This window comes from Actinocorallia herbida (assembly GCF_003751225.1).
Lineage (GTDB): Bacteria > Actinomycetota > Actinomycetes > Streptosporangiales > Streptosporangiaceae > Actinocorallia > Actinocorallia herbida.
The window spans coordinates 8,983,351-8,999,710 of the sequence record NZ_RJKE01000001.1 but is presented as its reverse complement, the minus strand read 5'-3'; the positions used below and the strand labels follow the sequence as shown (position 1 = coordinate 8,999,710).

Annotated in this window: 15 protein-coding genes; 12 read left to right on the top strand and 3 right to left on the bottom strand. The window is 64.3% G+C overall.

Annotated elements, in window-relative coordinates; translation table 11 throughout:
- Positions 1 to 3: 3 nt before the first annotated feature.
- The 6 genes from EDD29_RS40960 (at position 4) to EDD29_RS40935 (ending at position 5,388) form a co-directional block, all read left to right on the top strand.
- Entirely contained in the window at positions 4 to 495 is a 492-nt protein-coding gene (locus tag EDD29_RS40960; RefSeq protein ID WP_123669527.1) for a hypothetical protein, read from the top strand.
- An 11-nt stretch (positions 496 to 506) separates the two neighbouring features.
- Positions 507 to 1,325: a phosphotransferase gene (locus tag EDD29_RS40955; protein WP_123669526.1), complete on the top strand. Its 819-nt coding sequence runs from the start codon at positions 507 to 509 to the stop codon at positions 1,323 to 1,325.
- Positions 1,298 to 1,720: a hypothetical protein gene (locus EDD29_RS40950; protein WP_123669525.1), complete on the top strand. Its 423-nt coding sequence runs from the start codon at positions 1,298 to 1,300 to the stop codon at positions 1,718 to 1,720. The genes EDD29_RS40955 and EDD29_RS40950 overlap by 28 nt, the downstream gene beginning before the upstream one ends.
- A gap of 175 nt (positions 1,721 to 1,895) precedes the next feature.
- Positions 1,896 to 2,801, top strand: coding sequence for a hypothetical protein (locus tag EDD29_RS40945; protein WP_148086264.1), 906 nt, complete (start codon positions 1,896 to 1,898; stop codon positions 2,799 to 2,801).
- Between the two features lie 27 nt (positions 2,802 to 2,828).
- Positions 2,829 to 4,679, top strand: a complete 1,851-nt coding sequence (locus tag EDD29_RS40940) for a hypothetical protein (RefSeq protein ID WP_123669523.1) — start codon at positions 2,829 to 2,831, stop codon at positions 4,677 to 4,679.
- 127 nt (positions 4,680 to 4,806) lie between these two features.
- A complete protein-coding gene (locus tag EDD29_RS40935; protein ID WP_123669522.1) occupies positions 4,807 to 5,388 on the top strand; it encodes a hypothetical protein in 582 nt (193 codons plus the stop codon).
- 28 nt (positions 5,389 to 5,416) lie between these two features.
- Here the strand turns inward: EDD29_RS40935 and EDD29_RS45110 are convergent, their stop codons facing one another.
- Positions 5,417 to 6,562 (bottom strand): hypothetical protein, encoded by a 1,146-nt coding sequence (locus EDD29_RS45110; RefSeq protein WP_148086263.1) that lies wholly within the window; start codon positions 6,560 to 6,562, stop codon positions 5,417 to 5,419.
- On the bottom strand, positions 6,528 to 7,790 hold the full coding sequence (locus EDD29_RS40930; protein WP_148086262.1) for a hypothetical protein: 1,263 nt from the start codon (positions 7,788 to 7,790) through the stop codon (positions 6,528 to 6,530). The genes EDD29_RS45110 and EDD29_RS40930 overlap by 35 nt, the downstream gene beginning before the upstream one ends.
- Before the next feature lie 590 nt (positions 7,791 to 8,380).
- On the opposite strand from EDD29_RS40930, the gene EDD29_RS40925 reads away from it, so the two are divergent.
- The 3 genes from EDD29_RS40925 (at position 8,381) to EDD29_RS46025 (ending at position 11,921) form a co-directional block, all read left to right on the top strand.
- Positions 8,381 to 9,709 carry an IS630 family transposase gene (locus EDD29_RS40925; protein ID WP_246052464.1) on the top strand — a complete coding sequence of 443 codons (1,329 nt, stop codon included), beginning with the start codon at positions 8,381 to 8,383 and terminating at the stop codon, positions 9,707 to 9,709.
- A 442-nt stretch (positions 9,710 to 10,151) separates the two neighbouring features.
- A complete protein-coding gene (locus EDD29_RS40920) occupies positions 10,152 to 10,379 on the top strand; it encodes a hypothetical protein (protein ID WP_123669520.1) in 228 nt (75 codons plus the stop codon).
- 1,059 nt (positions 10,380 to 11,438) lie between these two features.
- A complete protein-coding gene (locus EDD29_RS46025; protein WP_170201763.1) occupies positions 11,439 to 11,921 on the top strand; it encodes a hypothetical protein in 483 nt (160 codons plus the stop codon).
- 222 nt (positions 11,922 to 12,143) lie between these two features.
- Here the strand turns inward: EDD29_RS46025 and EDD29_RS40905 are convergent, their stop codons facing one another.
- Positions 12,144 to 12,914: an SAM-dependent methyltransferase gene (locus tag EDD29_RS40905; RefSeq protein ID WP_170201762.1), complete on the bottom strand. Its 771-nt coding sequence runs from the start codon at positions 12,912 to 12,914 to the stop codon at positions 12,144 to 12,146.
- A 763-nt stretch (positions 12,915 to 13,677) separates the two neighbouring features.
- On the opposite strand from EDD29_RS40905, the gene EDD29_RS40900 reads away from it, so the two are divergent.
- The 3 genes from EDD29_RS40900 to EDD29_RS40890 are packed head-to-tail and all read left to right on the top strand — an operon-like array spanning position 13,678 to position 16,329.
- Positions 13,678 to 14,403 (top strand): peptidoglycan-binding domain-containing protein, encoded by a 726-nt coding sequence (locus EDD29_RS40900; protein ID WP_246053687.1) that lies wholly within the window; start codon positions 13,678 to 13,680, stop codon positions 14,401 to 14,403.
- A gap of 41 nt (positions 14,404 to 14,444) precedes the next feature.
- Positions 14,445 to 15,338: a peptidase inhibitor family I36 protein gene (locus tag EDD29_RS40895; protein WP_123669515.1), complete on the top strand. Its 894-nt coding sequence runs from the start codon at positions 14,445 to 14,447 to the stop codon at positions 15,336 to 15,338.
- A 34-nt stretch (positions 15,339 to 15,372) separates the two neighbouring features.
- On the top strand, positions 15,373 to 16,329 hold the full coding sequence (locus tag EDD29_RS40890; RefSeq protein WP_123669514.1) for a SpoIID/LytB domain-containing protein: 957 nt from the start codon (positions 15,373 to 15,375) through the stop codon (positions 16,327 to 16,329).
- Positions 16,330 to 16,360: the final 31 nt, after the last annotated feature.

Below are 16,360 nucleotides of genomic sequence, written 5' to 3'. Positions count from 1 at the left end.
CTTGTGATCACCGAGGACACCAGGACCAGGACGCCCCGCGACCGCGTTTCCGCGGACCTGTTCGGCAGGATCGTCGCCCGTATTCAGGAGCACATGCCCGTCGCGACGACCTATGCCGAGACGATGGTCGAGCAGATGCTCGCCTACATGGCCACCGTCGCCGCCTACGACCCCGAGAACCCTCCCGCCGGCCTCCTCCAGGAAGGCCACGAGTTCACCTACCTCACCCCGTCGGCCGCCGTGGACCCCGCGATCCACTACTTCCTCGACTTCACCGCCGACTACCGCGCCTTCTGCGCCGACCTCACCGACGGAGCCTTCCTCGACCACGCCCCCGTCACCCACGACGACATCCGCACCGGCAAGTCCGTCACCCTCACCACCACCGCGATGGCCTTCTACGGCTGGCCCGTCGACCCCGCCATGTGGGAGCAGGGCACAAGCTGCTGCCAGACCGACAACTGCTACCTGAAGGTCACCCGCCTCGCCGCCTAAGGTTCACGATCATGCGCCGCACCTGGGAAGACCTGCCGCCCAACACCCGGGCCGCCATCGAGGAGCACACCGGCCGAGTCGAACACGCCACCCCCCACCACGTGGGCGAGCACTCCGACATCACCGCCGTCCTCCACACCGCGACCCGAACCCTCTTCCTCAAAGGCATGCAGACCGACCCGGAAACCCCGGACCTATGGGCCCTCCGGCGCGAAGCCCGCATCAACCCCGCCGTCGTCGGCCTGGCCCCTCGGCTTCTGCACAACGTGGAAGCCGAGGGCTGGCACCTCCTCGCCTACGAACACATCGAGGCCCGCCACGCCGACTACCAGCCTGGCTCTCCGGACCTCGCCCGTTTGGAATCGGTCATCCACCTCCTCCAGACGATCGACGCCCCCGACCTGAAGATCCCCACCGGACGCCGCTGGACGGACCTGGGCGACATCTCCGCCCTCGAAGGCGACACCGTCATCCACGCCGACCTCAACCCCGGCAACGTCCTCATCACCCCCGACGATCGGGTCTTCGTCGTCGATTGGGGCTTCGCCAGCCGAGGCGCCGCCTGGACCGAACTCGCCCTCCTCGTCCAATGGCTCCTCAAAGCCGGCCACACCCCAGAGCAAGCCGAAGCATGGCTCTCCCGCTTTCCGACCTGGACCAGCCTCCCCACAGCGGCTCTCACGGACTTCGCCGAGATGAACGCGGCCTTCTGGAACGCCGCCGCCGACCGCATAGCCGAGCCCTGGGCCCGAGAACTCCAGGACATCACCGGCCACTGGGCCGAATACCGTCGAGGACTCCCATGCACGAACCACGACAGGTCCACCTGACCAAGAGCATCACCAAGCCCGACGGCACCACGGTCGCCATAGACGAGGGAATGACCGACCTCGTCTCGGCCATATGGGAACTCGGCCTCGACACGGCCATGTGCTGCCAGAACGCCGGAGAATCCCTCGCCCAAGGCGGAGCCGCCATCCCACCCAACCGATGGAACCGCTACGCCGCCTTCTATACCGGCTTCGCCTGGCTCACCATGCCCCCCACCGACATGCAGATCCTCTTGAACATCGCCGAACCCCTACGCCCCGGCAACGGCTGGGCATCCAACATCCGCCTCCGCTCCACCGGCCCGCTCCCGCACGCGAGCCTGCACTTTCCCTCCCGCCAGATCACCGACCTCACCAGCCACCTCCGCCGAACCGCAGCCCGCCACCCCAAGTAGACGCTCCAGATTCGGGCTGGCGAGTCCATCGATTTCGGCATGCACCAATGTCATGGCAGGACGGTCGCCCGCCCGTGCCAGCCGCTCGATATCAGGAACCCACCCAGTTTTGTCAGTACGGACTCGTAGAGTTAACAGCCAGGGGATTCCCAAGACGAAATGGGGCGTGCTTGACATGAGTGATGGGGTCTCGCCCATCGCGACGGGCGGTGCTGGGACGATTTTCGAGTACAGGGTGGCGGCGGTTCTGCTGGGGCGCCTGCTGCGGGGCGCGCTCGTGCCGATCGGCATGCGACTCCCCATGGGGTGGGTGGAACTCCAGCAGGGTATCGACGGTCGGGACTTCGACGACATCGTGGTCACAGCGGGCGGAGAGAATCCGGCTCCATCAATTGAGATCCAGGTGAAGCGGCGACTGCGGATCACGGGCTCTGACGCCGACTTCATCAAGGTGATGCGAACAGCAGCCGGGGTCTGTCAGACACGAGGCAAGGAGCTGGTGAAGGGTCGTCTTCTGCTCGGGCTAGCGGTCGGCGACGATGACGGTACCGGCCCCCTCTCGGAACTCACTGAGATGGCCCGAGCCCGTCGCGATCACGAATCACTGGCACGACTACTCCGTCCAGGAGTCACCCGCGAAGAACTGCGGATCCGTCACAGCCATGTCGTGAAGGCCGTCGCAACCGCAGTGTCGATCTCTGATGGAGCTCAGGCAGAAGCGCTCTCCCACCGAATCCTTGCCGGGCTGCATGTGTGGCGGGTCGACGTAGGTCCGGAAGGTTCTGATTGGCGGGAGGAACTGGATCTTCTAGATGACCTCGCGTCGGCTTGCGACCGTACATCCTCGGACCTGTTGAACCTGCTCTGCGCATTCGCCCAGGAGCTTGGTCCACGTGCCGGGCAGGTGGATGCCGCCCGAGTCCGGGCCGAGCTGCTCCGCGCACACGGCATCGATCTTCCGCTCCACCAAAATGCGGCAACCGCGCCTTCCTCCTCTCCTCGGTTCACCATCGTGAACCACTCAGGAACGGTCTTCGCGGCTGAGAACCAAACCTTCAACAACCCCCAGTTCGGACGCTGACGCTCGCCGACACGCCAGAAAGAAGCCATGACTTCTCTTGAGGTATACGACGGCGGAACCGCGTTCGTCGCGGGCATTCAGAACTTCCATTATGGCGAAGATTTCGTTGAGATCCGAGACGTCCTCAGTGAGGAGCTCGCCGCTTGTGCCGATGGAAGGTTCATCGACCCGACAGGCGAGGACTGGGCGAGCGCACCGAATCTGCTCCGCGGCCACCAGGTCCTCGTCCTGCTAGGCGATACGGGGACCGGCCGCCGCACCGCCGGGCTGAGGCTGCTCCAGGATCTTTGTGATTCCAAGCGACTGCACGAGTTCGAGCCGACCTGGTCGCGCCCTCAGGTGCGCCTGCTCCCTCCTGTAGCCAAGGGGCACGGTTATCTCCTAGACCTGTCAGAACACAGGCCGTCAGAGGACTTCAGCAGAGATCTTCTCGCCTGGGCACGGAATCGGCATGTCGCCGTGGTGATACTCGGTGCCCCCAACACCTGGGAAGGACCCGGTGCGGACCGGTTGAAGGAGCAGACCGTCCTTCACTTCTCTCCGAATGCGCTGGAGCTGGTCCAGCAAGAGTTGTTGGCCTTCGGATCAAACGATCGCACCTACCTGCTCCATAGCCATGCCTTCGCGGATGTCTGGGACTCCAATCCGAAGGCCGCCGACGCTTGCCGGCTGGCACGCATTATCCGAGATGCCCCGGACCCCGATGTTGAACGAATCATCGCCGAGTACGGCGACTGGGAGTCTTGGCTATCTGCGAACTTTCCCGGTGATCTCGAAATCAGAGTGCTGCTGTGGTCGGCGGCGTTCTGTGATGGCGGAAGGCGTTCGTCCGTCCTCGACATGGCGGAGGATCTCCTCCGACGTCTCGGATACAGCCAAGAACCCGCCGACATTCTCGGGGGCAGGTTCACGTCACAGCGGTTGAAGGACGCAGCCGTGGAGCGCTACGGAGACCGGGTTCGCCTTTCTCCGACTCATCACGGACTGGCATCGGCGGTACGACGGCACCTCTGGGACGAAGCCCGCCTACTGGATCTGCTCACCGCCTGGGCTGTCGACCAGGCGGCCCGGCTCCCCGCAGACGACGCCGAGCGCGTAGTCGACGCACTACTAGATCTTGCACTCCTCTATCGCGATACTAAGATCATAAATCGGCTGCGCGACGGCCTGATGACAGAACGACGGCCCCTTGCCGTCCAGGCCCTCGCGCGAGCGGCCCTCGACCCACGGCTTGGCCGCTATGTACGGAGTCGGCTATATACCTGGCTGACAGGAGCCCCATCCCAAAGCCTCGTGGATCTCGTCGCCGACATCTGCGCCGGACCATTCGGTGAGCACGAGCCAGACATGGCGTTGGTCCGGCTCCACTGGGCTGCGCTGAAGACCCCAGACCCAGGAAGCGAGGCAGTGGCCAGGGCGTTTGTCACGCTGGCCACTGCACAACCCAAGATCATCGAAAAAGTGTTCGCATGGCTCGATACGGTGAAGTCCGAGCGGGCTGGGATCGTCGCATTCCTGAGCTTGGCTTCGAGTGGGAGCGGGGTTGCGCTGCTCTGCGGCAAGCACGGTCAGGCACTCGCAGATCGCATCGTGCGCCAGTCGATCATCCTGGCGTTCTGCCGCTCCCTCACCTTTACCGAAACCCGCATGGTGGCTCAAGCCGCGATCGAAGCATGGGTGAATCTAGTGGAGGGTGAGCATCTATCCGCGGACGCCTCGGAGGAGGTGCTCGGTGCCGTGCTAGCTCCATGGGTAAGAGACGATGTCATCAGCAGCTTCCTGCCGAAACGTCCTCTTAATCCCACCTACTTCCGCGATCGGGTCTTCGCGCGCGCTGTCCAGCTATCGCAGGAGAGCGCCCGTGTTCAGGGCGAGTGAACTAAAGAGGCTGCGGCGGACTCGTCAAAGCCGTCTCTCCATGGCGCTCGCGACCTCGGTGCCCGGCATTTCTTTCAGTGCCTCCGGAACAGTGTGGTACCGCCCAAGGCCAGGAGCAGCAAAACACATGGTCTTGGCCGAGGCTCAGGCGGCTGCCCGAGCCTCGGCCATTAAGCTCGCCGGTTATGTGGCTCGCCTCAGCGCCCCGGAAGCCGTGGCTGAGGCCGCGCAAGACACTGCCCTTGCACTAGCTGACTGGCGAAACCCAGACGACTACCCCTTGATCCAAGTGAGGGCTCGACTGGACCTGGTTCTCCCGCCGGCCGACGCGGCCCGCACAGAGAGCTATCTCGACGCCCAGCGCGCCGCCCAACTCGATCAGGTACTGCTCGAGAAGAGAATGACCCACTTGGCCGCCGTGATCCTTGCAGACATCGACACCGCCAGCCGCTGGTGGCTCGACCGTTCTCTCAACGCCCCTGACCCGGTCGCATCCTGGCGCCTGTTCGATGACATCATCCGCCCAATGGTGGCTCATTGGTCCAGCGGTGAAGACCAGGCCACCCGCTTCGCCCGGATGGTCACAACCCTGCTTCAGCGGTTGGATGAAGAACCCGACCGCCTAGAAACCTTTCTCCGCATCACCGAGGCGAACTTTATGACCATGGGTTGGCACGACCTAGCCGCAGACCTCCGTACGCCCAGCTGAGGCAGACAAAAACGGCAGTGATCGGTAGCTAGGAGGTCTCAGTCAGAGCCCGCTCAAGATCTACAAAGCTTGCTTCGCACCCCCTGACAAAGCCTACGACCAGCCGGATCAGACGCATCGAACTGTCGCGGTTCACCCCAAGACGGGCAGCAGCTATCTCGTGGATCTGGCGTTGGTGAACGAGCCTCTCGTAGACCACGAAATCGAGCTGCCGTGGAAGCGCTCGAGCAGCTGGTGCATCGCTCTTGAGGCGCCAGCAGAGTTCTGCAAAGGGTTCGGCATAGTCAGGTGGTTCGGGCAGGAAGGCGCCGATTGCCGCCGTCTTCATCTCAGGAGAGGCGCCAGCAGCAGACAAGACACCTGCTACAAACTTGTCGACTGAGTCTGAAAGTGCGCGCATATGGCGCATGGGAACTGCCCCTTCCGCCAACCGCTCCATCACATAGGCGTTCCAGCTCTTCCGGTCCAAGGCCATAGCAGCACTCGCAACAGTGACAAGATTCAGTGTCAGGAGGCTGAGTGCCTCCGCAGCGAGCCATCGGAGGGCGATCTCTTCACCATCCTGGAGGCGAGGTGTCCACCGCAGAGTAATCCTCCGAAGCAGGTCGATCAGCTGCTTCGCCGCAAGGAACGGATCGAGGAAGTAAACCTCACCACGCAGGAAATTAAAGGCACGCTCCAAATCAATGTTTTTCTTAGCGATTAGGCGGACAGTCTGCTCAAGTATGAAGGCGTTAACACCTTGTGATCCAAGATCGGCTAGAGGTCCGACAGCATCGCTTTCACGACGTTCCACGTCTTCAACTGATTGAGCAGATATTCCCAAGCCACGACTCAGGCTCTGAGCTTTGGCAGAAATCGAGGCTGCAATCGTTAGCTCACCGGCATCGGCACCGGTAAGGGACTTTAGCCCGCTCAGCCAGATGATCCGGTCCAGAGCTTTGGGGGCAGATCTACCAGTACCAGACTTGACCTCACCGATGTATCGTCGAATCGCAAGTTGGGGGTTGAAGTCAAAAGCAAATAGGTCGAGATCCGTAACCTGCAGCGGCTCTTGATAATAGCGCTGGAAGTTGACGCCGCGGCGAGCGTAGAACCCCTCCCAGAACCAAACCTGTGCCACTCGCGCCTCGAGGCGGTCACCTGTTGAAGGGGCTTTGGTGGCGGACTGCACGCTGCGCCTCCTTCCTTAGCTCGAGGATGGTCGACGTGAGGATCTCCTCAGACGCCGCATCATCGGGGATGCTAGAACGATCTCGCTCTGGCGTCACGAACCCGCCCGGGGCGTTGGCCAGTTTTGTGAGGTCTCCAGAGCCACCTTGGATGGATCCGAGGCTGGCCTTTAGCCAGTCCAGGCCGTCGCTCACGATGTCCTCCTTGATGAGTTTGAGGTACGCCCGCTGGCCTGGATCGCCTTCGACTCGGACGACGCCTGCCGCTTCGAGCATGTGGTAGTCGGTGCCGATGTTAGTTGCGGGACCGACTTGGCCTCGCCGCAACAGGCTCCCGACTAGAACCACCGGATCCATGATCCTCCCGCGGCCAAGAGCCGCCTTCTCACGGCCGAACAGGATGTGAGCGATGAAGAGCTTTCTGAGGTGAAGCGCTTCCGTTGTGCTGGCCTGGTCGTCACTCGTCTGGATAAGCGGGGAGAACGCATAGGTCTGGGTCAGGTTCTTCCCGTAAGCGTTGGACTTGACCGTCGCTGCTTGGATTAGGCCAACCTTCCGCGCACCTGTCAGAATCTTCGATTCTCCGCCGAGTGAATCCAAGGTAGAACCTGGCTTTGCGGTGACCGACTCACAGATACCGAGCAGTGCATCACGCTCGTTAGGTGGGAGATTCTGGAGGAACGATGCAATCTCTACCTGCCGCGTACCCCAGACATGAGGATTGAAGACGACCTCCTCATTCAGCTCCTTCGAGAGAATCCGCTGGTTAATCCCGATTGCAAACGCATACTTCAGTCCTCGAGCAGCGGATTCATCACCAACGGACACTCGATTAGTGATCTGTTGAAGGTGCTGTGACGTGGTCAGTGGTGCCCAAGATGCGATCTCTATGCTGTGGAGCAACGCGATCTCTGAGTCGCTAGGTTTCAGGCTGTCCAGCACCTTGAACGTTTGACTGATCACGCTGCCGGTCACACCGACGAACTCTTCGACGTATTTGATCTGTCCATGTTGATCGACTTCGAAATCAATTACATCGCAAGCCTTCAGAATCGGCAGGACGTCCTTGTAAAGCTGACGCTCACCGAGTCCCACGAGGCGGGCGAAGTTTTTGACCAGATCAGGGTTGGTGATGCGGTTATAGCCTTTTAGTCGCGTCGCGAAGTCCATTGCCTGGCCGGTGAGCAGCAACACTCCGATGTCGGCGCGTATAACCTGCTGGGTGATCATCGGTTCTTGTTGCCACAGGAAGAGCACCGCTCTCCCAAGGCGCGACTTGGCCGAGTTCGATGAATCAGAGACAGAAGTACTAGACACACGACCTCCGCAGACGACCATCCTGGACGCACCATGGTCTCACCTCTCAAACCAGGATGCCTCGACATTCTCGGATGTACCGATCGAACTCGACCTTGTTCGCTTCCATAAGATGCAAGTCCGCTCCCGGACGCGACCCCGTCCGGGATGGATCATAAGGACGCCGCGCCCCACCATGATGATCACCAGGGCACGGATCAGCGGGTCAAGGAGCTGCCGCGAGACTGAGTCGGTCAGATAGCGGAGGCGAACAGCGGGGGCACACGGCACCAGCGGCAAAGCCGTCTGACCGGTACCCGGTCTAGTGGCCCGTCCCCGAACGTTCCTGCGCTATTTGATCTAGGAGGGTGAGCGCGGCAGCCTTGTCCCCAGGCTCGTTCTGGGAGGTGGTCGTGGTGCACATCCTCGATCAGCTCTTGGACCAGCTACCCGACCAAGGTTGCGTGACACGCCACTAGTGTCCTGCGCCTGAAATTCGTTGGTTAAGTATGTATCGTGTTGTTATGGCGAATCGGGGTCCTGCTGCGGTCGAGATCGAGCTGGGTGAGGTCGAGCGGGCGCGGTTGGTGGGTGTGTCAGTGGAGTCGTCGGCGTTGGCTCTTCGGGTGGGGATCGTGCTGGCGTGTGCTGAGCCCGGGGCGAGTAACGCGCGGGTGGCGCGTGATCTAGGGGTGTCGGTGACGACGGTGCGCAAGTGGCGGGCGGCGTTCGCGCGCGGTGGGGTGGAGGGGTTGCTGGATGCGCCTCGGGAGGGCCGGCCCAAGGCCGTGCTGAGGGTGGGTGATGATGAGCGGGTGGTGCTGGTGCGGTGGGCTCGGCGGGCGAAGTCCGCGCAGGTCCTGGCGATGCGAGCGAAGATCATATTGGCGTGTGCGGACGGGATGAGCAGCAAGGACGTCGCCGCCCGGTTGGGGGTGGACGCCTCCACCGTCTCCAAGTGGCGTGGCCGGTTCGTCCGGCTGGGGTTGGATGGGTTGATGGACGAGGAGCGGCCGGGCCGGCCTCCGTCGATCACTCTGGATCAGGTGGAGGAAGTGGTGGTGGCGACGTTGGAGGAGACGCCGAAGAACGCCACACACTGGTCGCGGGCGTCGATGGCCGAGCGCAGCGGCCTGTCGAAGTCGACGATCGGCCGGATCTGGCGTGATTTCGGGCTCAAGCCGCACCGGGCTGAGACGTTCAAGCTGTCGACCGACCCGCTGCTGGTCGAGAAGGTCGTCGACATCGTCGGCCTCTACCACGACCCGCCCGAGAAGGCGGTGGTCCTGTGCACGGACGAGAAGTCGCAGATCCAGGCGCTGGACCGGTCGCAACCTGTTCTGCCGATGATGCCGGGCATGCCCGAGCGCCGCACCCATGACTATGCCCGGCACGGCACCACCACCCTGTTCGCAGCCTTCGACATCGCCGACGGCACCGTCATCGGCCAGATGCACCGCCAGCACCGGGCCGCGGAGTTCAAGAAGTTCTTGATCACCATCGACAAGACCGTGCCCGCCGACCTGGACGTCCACCTCATCGTGGACAACTACGGCACCCACAAGACCCCGGCGATCAAAGCGTGGCTCGCCAAGCACCCACGTTTCCACATGCACTTCACCCCGACGGGGTCCTCCTGGATCAACCAGGTGGAACGCTGGTTCGGCTTCCTGGCCGACCAGAAGATCCGCCGTGGCGCCCACAAAAGCGTCCAGGCCCTGGAAGCCGACATCCGCGACTGGATCAACGACTGGAACAGCAACCCCCGGCCCTTCATCTGGACCAAGACCGCCGAAGAGATCCTCGAATCCCTCGCACGATTTTGCCGACGAATTTCAGGCGCAGGACACTAGGTTCGAACCCATGTTGTGGTCACCCGGCCACGAACTGTGTGATGTTCCCGATGCGTTCCCGCGTTGGCCTCCCGGCCGGTCTTACCAACCTCTGAGCTGCGGCGGAGCGGATGAGCAGCGTCCGCTACGGATCAGAAGGTTAGGGGTTCGAATCCCTTCGGGTGCGCTTTAAGTACGGCCTGAGCAGCCAGTTCTTCACTTGAGAAGGACTGGCTGTGTTCGTTTGTGGCGATCGGGCGTCGTTCGGGCATCCATCCCTGAGGAAGCCCCGGCTGATAGTGGGACCGGCCGCATGAGGATCTACAAGATCGCCTACGCCGTCCCAATCCCACCCCAACGCTCCGTTGCAACCGCGCCCAGGACAGCCCCACCCAGAGAACCGGGCCAAGCTTCTGAGGTCAGAAGACCCGACCACGAGCGTTCGGCGCGCATACTGAAGTCAATGAACCAGTCACGCTCGTCCACAGTGCGCTACCTGCCGACAAGTCCCTTCAAAGCGCCTCCTCCTCCGCCGCCACCCGAGGTTTTCTCGGTCGGCGACCGGGTGAGCCATGACAAGCACGGCCTCGGCACGGTGATCTCGATCAGTGGCACCGCCACGGTGACCGTTGATTTCGGCACCCTGCAGGTGTGCGTTCCCACCCCGTTCCCCAGGCTCTACAAAATCTGACGAGGATGGTCCGAGGCGAGCAAGGTAGACGGTGTTGGCCGTCCGTTCCTGGAAGGAGTCGGGAAAAGAGGCGATCACCGCCCCCCGGCTCCTACGCGCTTGCCGTGACGGCTCCACGGCGCACCCGGGAGACACCGATCGCGCCGCCGGAATCACGCACCTGAGCGATCTCGACCCGCGAATGGTCGAAGAACTCATCGCCCGGCTCCGGGTGCGCAGACCCTAACGCCATCAGGACCTCGACAGAGAAGACGTCCTGCTCCGCGGTCGGCTATTGGTCCCTGAGCCGGACGTCGACCGACTCGGCGAAGAAGGCATCTCCTCCGCCTGTAACACCTCGCTTCATCCGACTTCTCGAGGACGTTCCCGCCGCACGCGCAGATCGGCGAGCTCAATTGCTGGCAACCCTCGGAACACGATCGCTGTGCCGATCAGACCTCGCGGCGCAACCCTCGCCAGGCCGCTGACCTGCGCAAGCTCAACATGCTCCGACCAGGATGTTCACCTACCAAGGTGAACATCCTTCGTCTTTCCGGCTGCACGGGGTGCCCGTGGGGTTCCCGGTAACGCCAACCAGTCTTCTCGCACCACAGCCCTCACATGGCCGCCCCCAGAAGACATGTCCCGCCCGATACCCGCCCACGACCCGGAGGACCTGCCGCGCCGAACCCCATCTGACCAGCCGAAACACCGTACATGAGTTGATCACTACGGATCAGAAGGTTAGGGGTTCGAATCCCTTCGGGTGCGCAGGTAGAAGGCCAGGTCAGCGTGACGCCGACCTGGCCTTTTGTATTCGATGGGCGCATGGTTTTTGTTCGGTTCGCGAGCGTGGAAACCGGTGCACTCGGGTCTTCTTCCCTGGGGCCGGGAAGAGTTCGGGGGCGCGTGTGAACTTCTCTGTGCGGACAGGGCATCCTGATGCCGCCGGCGGACTGCGGGTTCGGGACGCGGCAGGTCGGATTGATCACTTCCCGGCGCCTGAACCCATCGGGCCGTGCCCCGCATCTCACCCGGCATAACGCGATCATGAAGGATCGCGCACGAGAACGGGGACCCATGCGGAAGATCCTGATCACGGGCGTGGCAGCGGTACTGGCGCTCGGCCTGACGGCCTGCAACGGTGAGGTCGACGGCGGCTCCGCGGCGGCTCCGCCCTCCGCGCCCGCGCCGAGCGGCACCGCGACCCCGGGTGAGATCTCCACACCGGACGCGCCCTCCGCGCCGAGCGGAACCTCCACCCCGCAGAACCCGGGCGGTTCGGACACCTCGAGCGAGCAGCAGGGCCAGCAGATCACCGAGAAGTGGGGAACCTTGAGCTACCTGGCGCCGGGCAAGTTCCTCGTCGGCGACGTCGCCTTCTTCACCGCCACCGACACCGCTTTCTACGTCGCCGGCGGCACCTGCCCCGACGGCACCGTACCGGCCGACGAGAGCAAATGCTCCCTCGACGGTTTCGACGAATGGGTGCAGAACGCACCGCACAACGCCGTCGTGGAGTTCTCCGGCCAAAGCGCCACCCTCATCCGAGAGACCCAGTAACAAGAACAGGCAAGAGGGGGCCGCGATCCGCGGCCCCCTCTTGCTCCCCTCCCTCAGCACGGGACGCCGGTCGACGATGTGCGGAGCCTCCCGGCGGCCTGCGACACCCGGGGAAAAAAGCTCCGCGCCCGAAGCGCCCTCTTGTGGTCGCGGCCCGCGCGAAGCAGGTGAGGGAGCCGTCGTATCCGGTGCCGACGGGCCTATGGCCGGGTTGGAAGCGCGCTAGATCCGCGCGATCCCGCCGACGACTCTCAGCCCGCCCTCCGGGATCCCGACCTCGGTGATGTGGGGCCAGGACCAGACGTCGACCAGGCCCGGCGTGACGAGCTCGAGACCGCCGAACAGGTCGTGGATCGCTTCGAAGGTCCGCACCCACAGCCTGCCCGCGTAGGCCTTGCGGATCACCTCCTGTTGCGCCGGAGTCGCGCCGCCTTCGTTCGAGACATGGCTCAGGGCGAGCAGCGAACCCGAGGGGAGCGCCTGGACGTACCGGCGGATGAGGCCGGCCGGGTCGTCGACGGGCACCACGTGCATGACCGAGCCGAGGAGGAGCGCGGTCGGCTGGCAGAGGTCGAGGTGGGTGGCCGCCACGGCCAGCACCTCTTCGACGTCGGCGATATCCGCGTGGTGGTAGATCGTGCCCGGAGCCTCGAGGAGCGCGCGGCCGGTGGTCGGCACGTCGTTGTCGACGTAGACGACGCGCGCTTCAGGGTCGATCGCCTGCGCGACCTGGTGCACGTTGGTGCGCTGCGGCTTGCCGCAGCCGAGGTCGAGGATCTGCCGGACGCCCTGATGCCCGACGATGTACCGGACGGCCCGCATGACCCATGCCCGGTTCTCGGTCGCGAGCTGCGCGGCGTTCGACGCCGCCCTGCGGATGATCGCGGCTGCTTCACGCTCGTCCACGTAGGTGTCGGCACCGCCTTGAAGCGCCGTGTAGATGCCTGCCTGGCTGACGGTCCCGGCCCCATCGCCGTCATTCGGGTCGCTCATGTTCCATGTGTAGACGCCGGCGGTCATCGGGGCTAGTGGGACCTTCGGCCGGATCGGGCTGGCTGCCTTGCCACTTGGAGACCCTGCCACCGGGAGGGTGTCGGCGCTTCAGCGCCCGCCGCCACGGTGACGAAGACCGTCACCGCTGAGCCGGACGCCGCCGTTCGGGCGGTCAGGTCCTTGGTACGGGCCACTTGATCGAGCATCAAGTTCTCGTCGGCGCCCGGCTTGTCCGTCTGGACCGGGGTCCGGCCTTCGGCGGCCGTGACGAACGGCGCCGGCCGTTCCCGTTCGGGCGTTCTGTCCAGCGTTGCGGTGAGTGACTGTCATGGCGTTCGCTTCTTTGCGGTGGTCCGGTTCGCCTTGCGCGTTCGGGCGCGGTCCCTGTTGTCGTCGGCCGGGTGAGGCGTCGAGGGATGCCTCAGGCGAGGACACGGTCGCTTTCGTCGGGGAGGGCACCGACGGAGACCAGGGTTCTGGTCGGGCGTTCGGGGTGTTCGGAGGCTGTCAGGTGGGGGTCGGGGTGTAAGGCGGGCTGGTCGGACAGGCTGACAACAAGATCTTGTTGCGGACGGGGCGGGGGTGTCGAGACGGTGGGGGCGTTGCGGGAAACGACCACCATCGGATGAGACGCGGGAGAACGATGAAGCTGACCTCATGTGCTGCCGCGCTTGCGGCGGCGGCTCTGCTTGCGCCTCTGACGGGGGCGGCGGGGTCGCCGGCGGCACAGGCGGCGGACGCGAGGGCGTTGCCCAGCGTGAACATGGAAGCGACCGTCAAGGCGGCGCAGATCGACCCGCGGCGGGCGGACGACACGTTGACCCCGGGCGCGAAGTCCAGCGTGCTCCTCGTGGAGAAGGCGCTGCGCGACCGGAAGCTGCTCGCCGCGAAGTGGGTGGACGGGTACTTCGGCACCACGACGGTCGCCGCCTATGCGAAGTACCAGAAGTCGCTCGGCTACACCGGTCTCGCCGCCAACGGCATGCCGGGAAAGACGTCACTCGCCAAGCTCGGCGCGGGACGTTTCAAGGTCACCAAGACGATCACCCCGGGTGCCAAGGTGTCCAGCGGGGGTGTCATCATCAACACCCGTACGCGGAACATGCTGGCCGAGGCGAAGCGGCTGCTGGGCCGCAAGCTCGTGTTGGACCAGGGGTCGTACAACCCCGGTGGCGACCCCACGTCCGCGGGCACCCACGACGGCGGCGGGACGGTCGACATCTCCGTCAAGGGGATGAACGCGGCCACTCGTACCGCGGTCGTCCGCGCGCTGCGCAAGGTCGGCTTCGCGGCATGGGTGCGCAACCCCGACCAGGCCGACTGGCCGTGGCACATCCACGCCGTCGCCATCAGCGACACCGACCTCTCCGCCCAGTCCCAGCACCAGGTCGGTGACTACTACCTCGGTCTGAACGGGCTCGCCGGGCGCGGTCCGGACGACGGCCCGAAGGTGACCATCCGCACCTGGGAGGAATACCAGCGCCGCTGATTCCTCCCCAACCCAGGCTGCACAGACACAAGGAGCAGATCATGACGAAGCTCAACAAGGTTCTCAGCGCGTCCGCGGCTGCGGTGGCGCTCGGCGGGATGGTGCTCGCCACCGCGTCGCCCGCCTCGGCGGCCACCCGCAACGGCAAGTGCGACGCCGGCGAGTTCTGCTACTACTTCAACAGCGGCAACAAGGGCTCCATCTCCGACTTCAGCACGTCGGTCGGCGACTACGGCACCAAGCAGCCCTCCTGCTACGACTTCAAGGGCGCGGGCGCCGGCAAGGGCAAGTGCATCAAGAACGAGGCCGCCTCGGTCTGGAACCGGACCAGCAAGACCGTCCGGGTCTACTTCAACAGCAACTACCAGGGCAACTACCAGGACTTCAAGGCCGGCGCCAAGGGCAACCTGAACGCCACCCTGAAGAACCAGAACGCCTCGCACAAGATCGGCCCGTCGACCTCCGCGCGCGTCGACCTGTCGGACGCCCTCTACGTCGGTGGCGGCGGCTACATCAGCTGCAAGTACGACGGCTACACCACCACCAAGGGCAAGCACGAGGGCATCGACTTCATCCGAGGCAAGGGCGCGGACGTCCGCTCCCTGGTGACCGGCACGGTCATCCGCGTCAAGCGCGGCGCGAACGGCGGCGCGGGCCTCTCCACGATCGCCATCTACGTCGCCTCGTCGAAGAAGACGGTCATCTACCTGCACACCGCCCCGCGCGCCGGCCTGGCGGCCGGTCAGAAGGTCACCCGCGGCCAGGTCATCGCCGACGAGGCCTGGCACGGCGTGAGCTCCCCCAGCGCCGCGCACACCCACGTCGAGGTGCGTCCCGGCAAGCAGCTGTACGCGGCCCCGAGCGTCAACGACTACACCCTGAGCAACCCGAACCCGACCCCGTTCTGGAACGCCCTGGGCTTCAACGTCCGATAACGCCCCGCGGACTCCGACGACGAGGAAGGCATCTGTGTCCACACGAACTGCACGGCTGTTCTCGCGGCTCACCGCGGTCGCCGGCGCGCTGGCGCTCGGCGGGATGGTGCTCGCCATGGCCTCGCCCGCCTCGGCGGCGACCCGCAACGGCAAGTGCGAGACCGGCGAGTTCTGCTACTACTTCAACAGCGGCAACAAGGGCTCGGTCTCCGACTTCACCACTTCGGTCGGCGACTACGGCACCACGCAGCCCTCCTGCTACGACTTCAAGGGAGCCGGCGCGGGCAAGGGCAAGTGCATCAAGAACGAGGCGGCCTCGGTCTGGAACCGCAGCGGTAAGACCGTCCGCGTCTATTTCAACAGCAACTACAAGGGCTCCTACCAGGACTTCAAGCCCGGTGGAAAAGGCAACCTCGAGACCGGTCTGAAGAACCAGAACGCCTCGCACAGGTTCCTCAGCTCGACCCCGTCGACGCCGACCGGCTGCAAGACCGACGGCACCCACACCAAGCCGCCCACGACGATCCTCGTCTACCGGGCGGACCTGGGCATCGTGCAGCGGATCCCGTTCAAGACCTACGTCAAGAACGTGCTGCCGAACGAGTGGTACGCGAGCTGGCCGAAGGAGTCCCTGAAGGCCGGCGCGATCGCCGCCAAGAACTACGGCTGGTACTGGGCGCTGCACTCGACCCGCAAGACCGCGAGCGGGAAGTGCTTCGACGTCTGGGACCACACGAACAGCCAGATGTACAAGCCGAACTCGGCGCAGCCGGCCACCAACGCCGCGGTGAACGCGACGTGGGGCACCCGGCTGACCCTCGGCGGGAAGATCTTCCAGGCGCAGTACTGCCAGAACACGACGGCGTGCCGCACCTGGTGGCGTGACGGCGAATGGATGTCGCAGGAAGGCTCCCGCGACAAGGCCAGGGCCGGTTGGAGCTACAGCAGGATCCTCAAGTACTACTACAAGGGGATCGCCTTCAAGTCCTGACGCCCGCAGGCCGTCCGGTCCCGATTCCCCG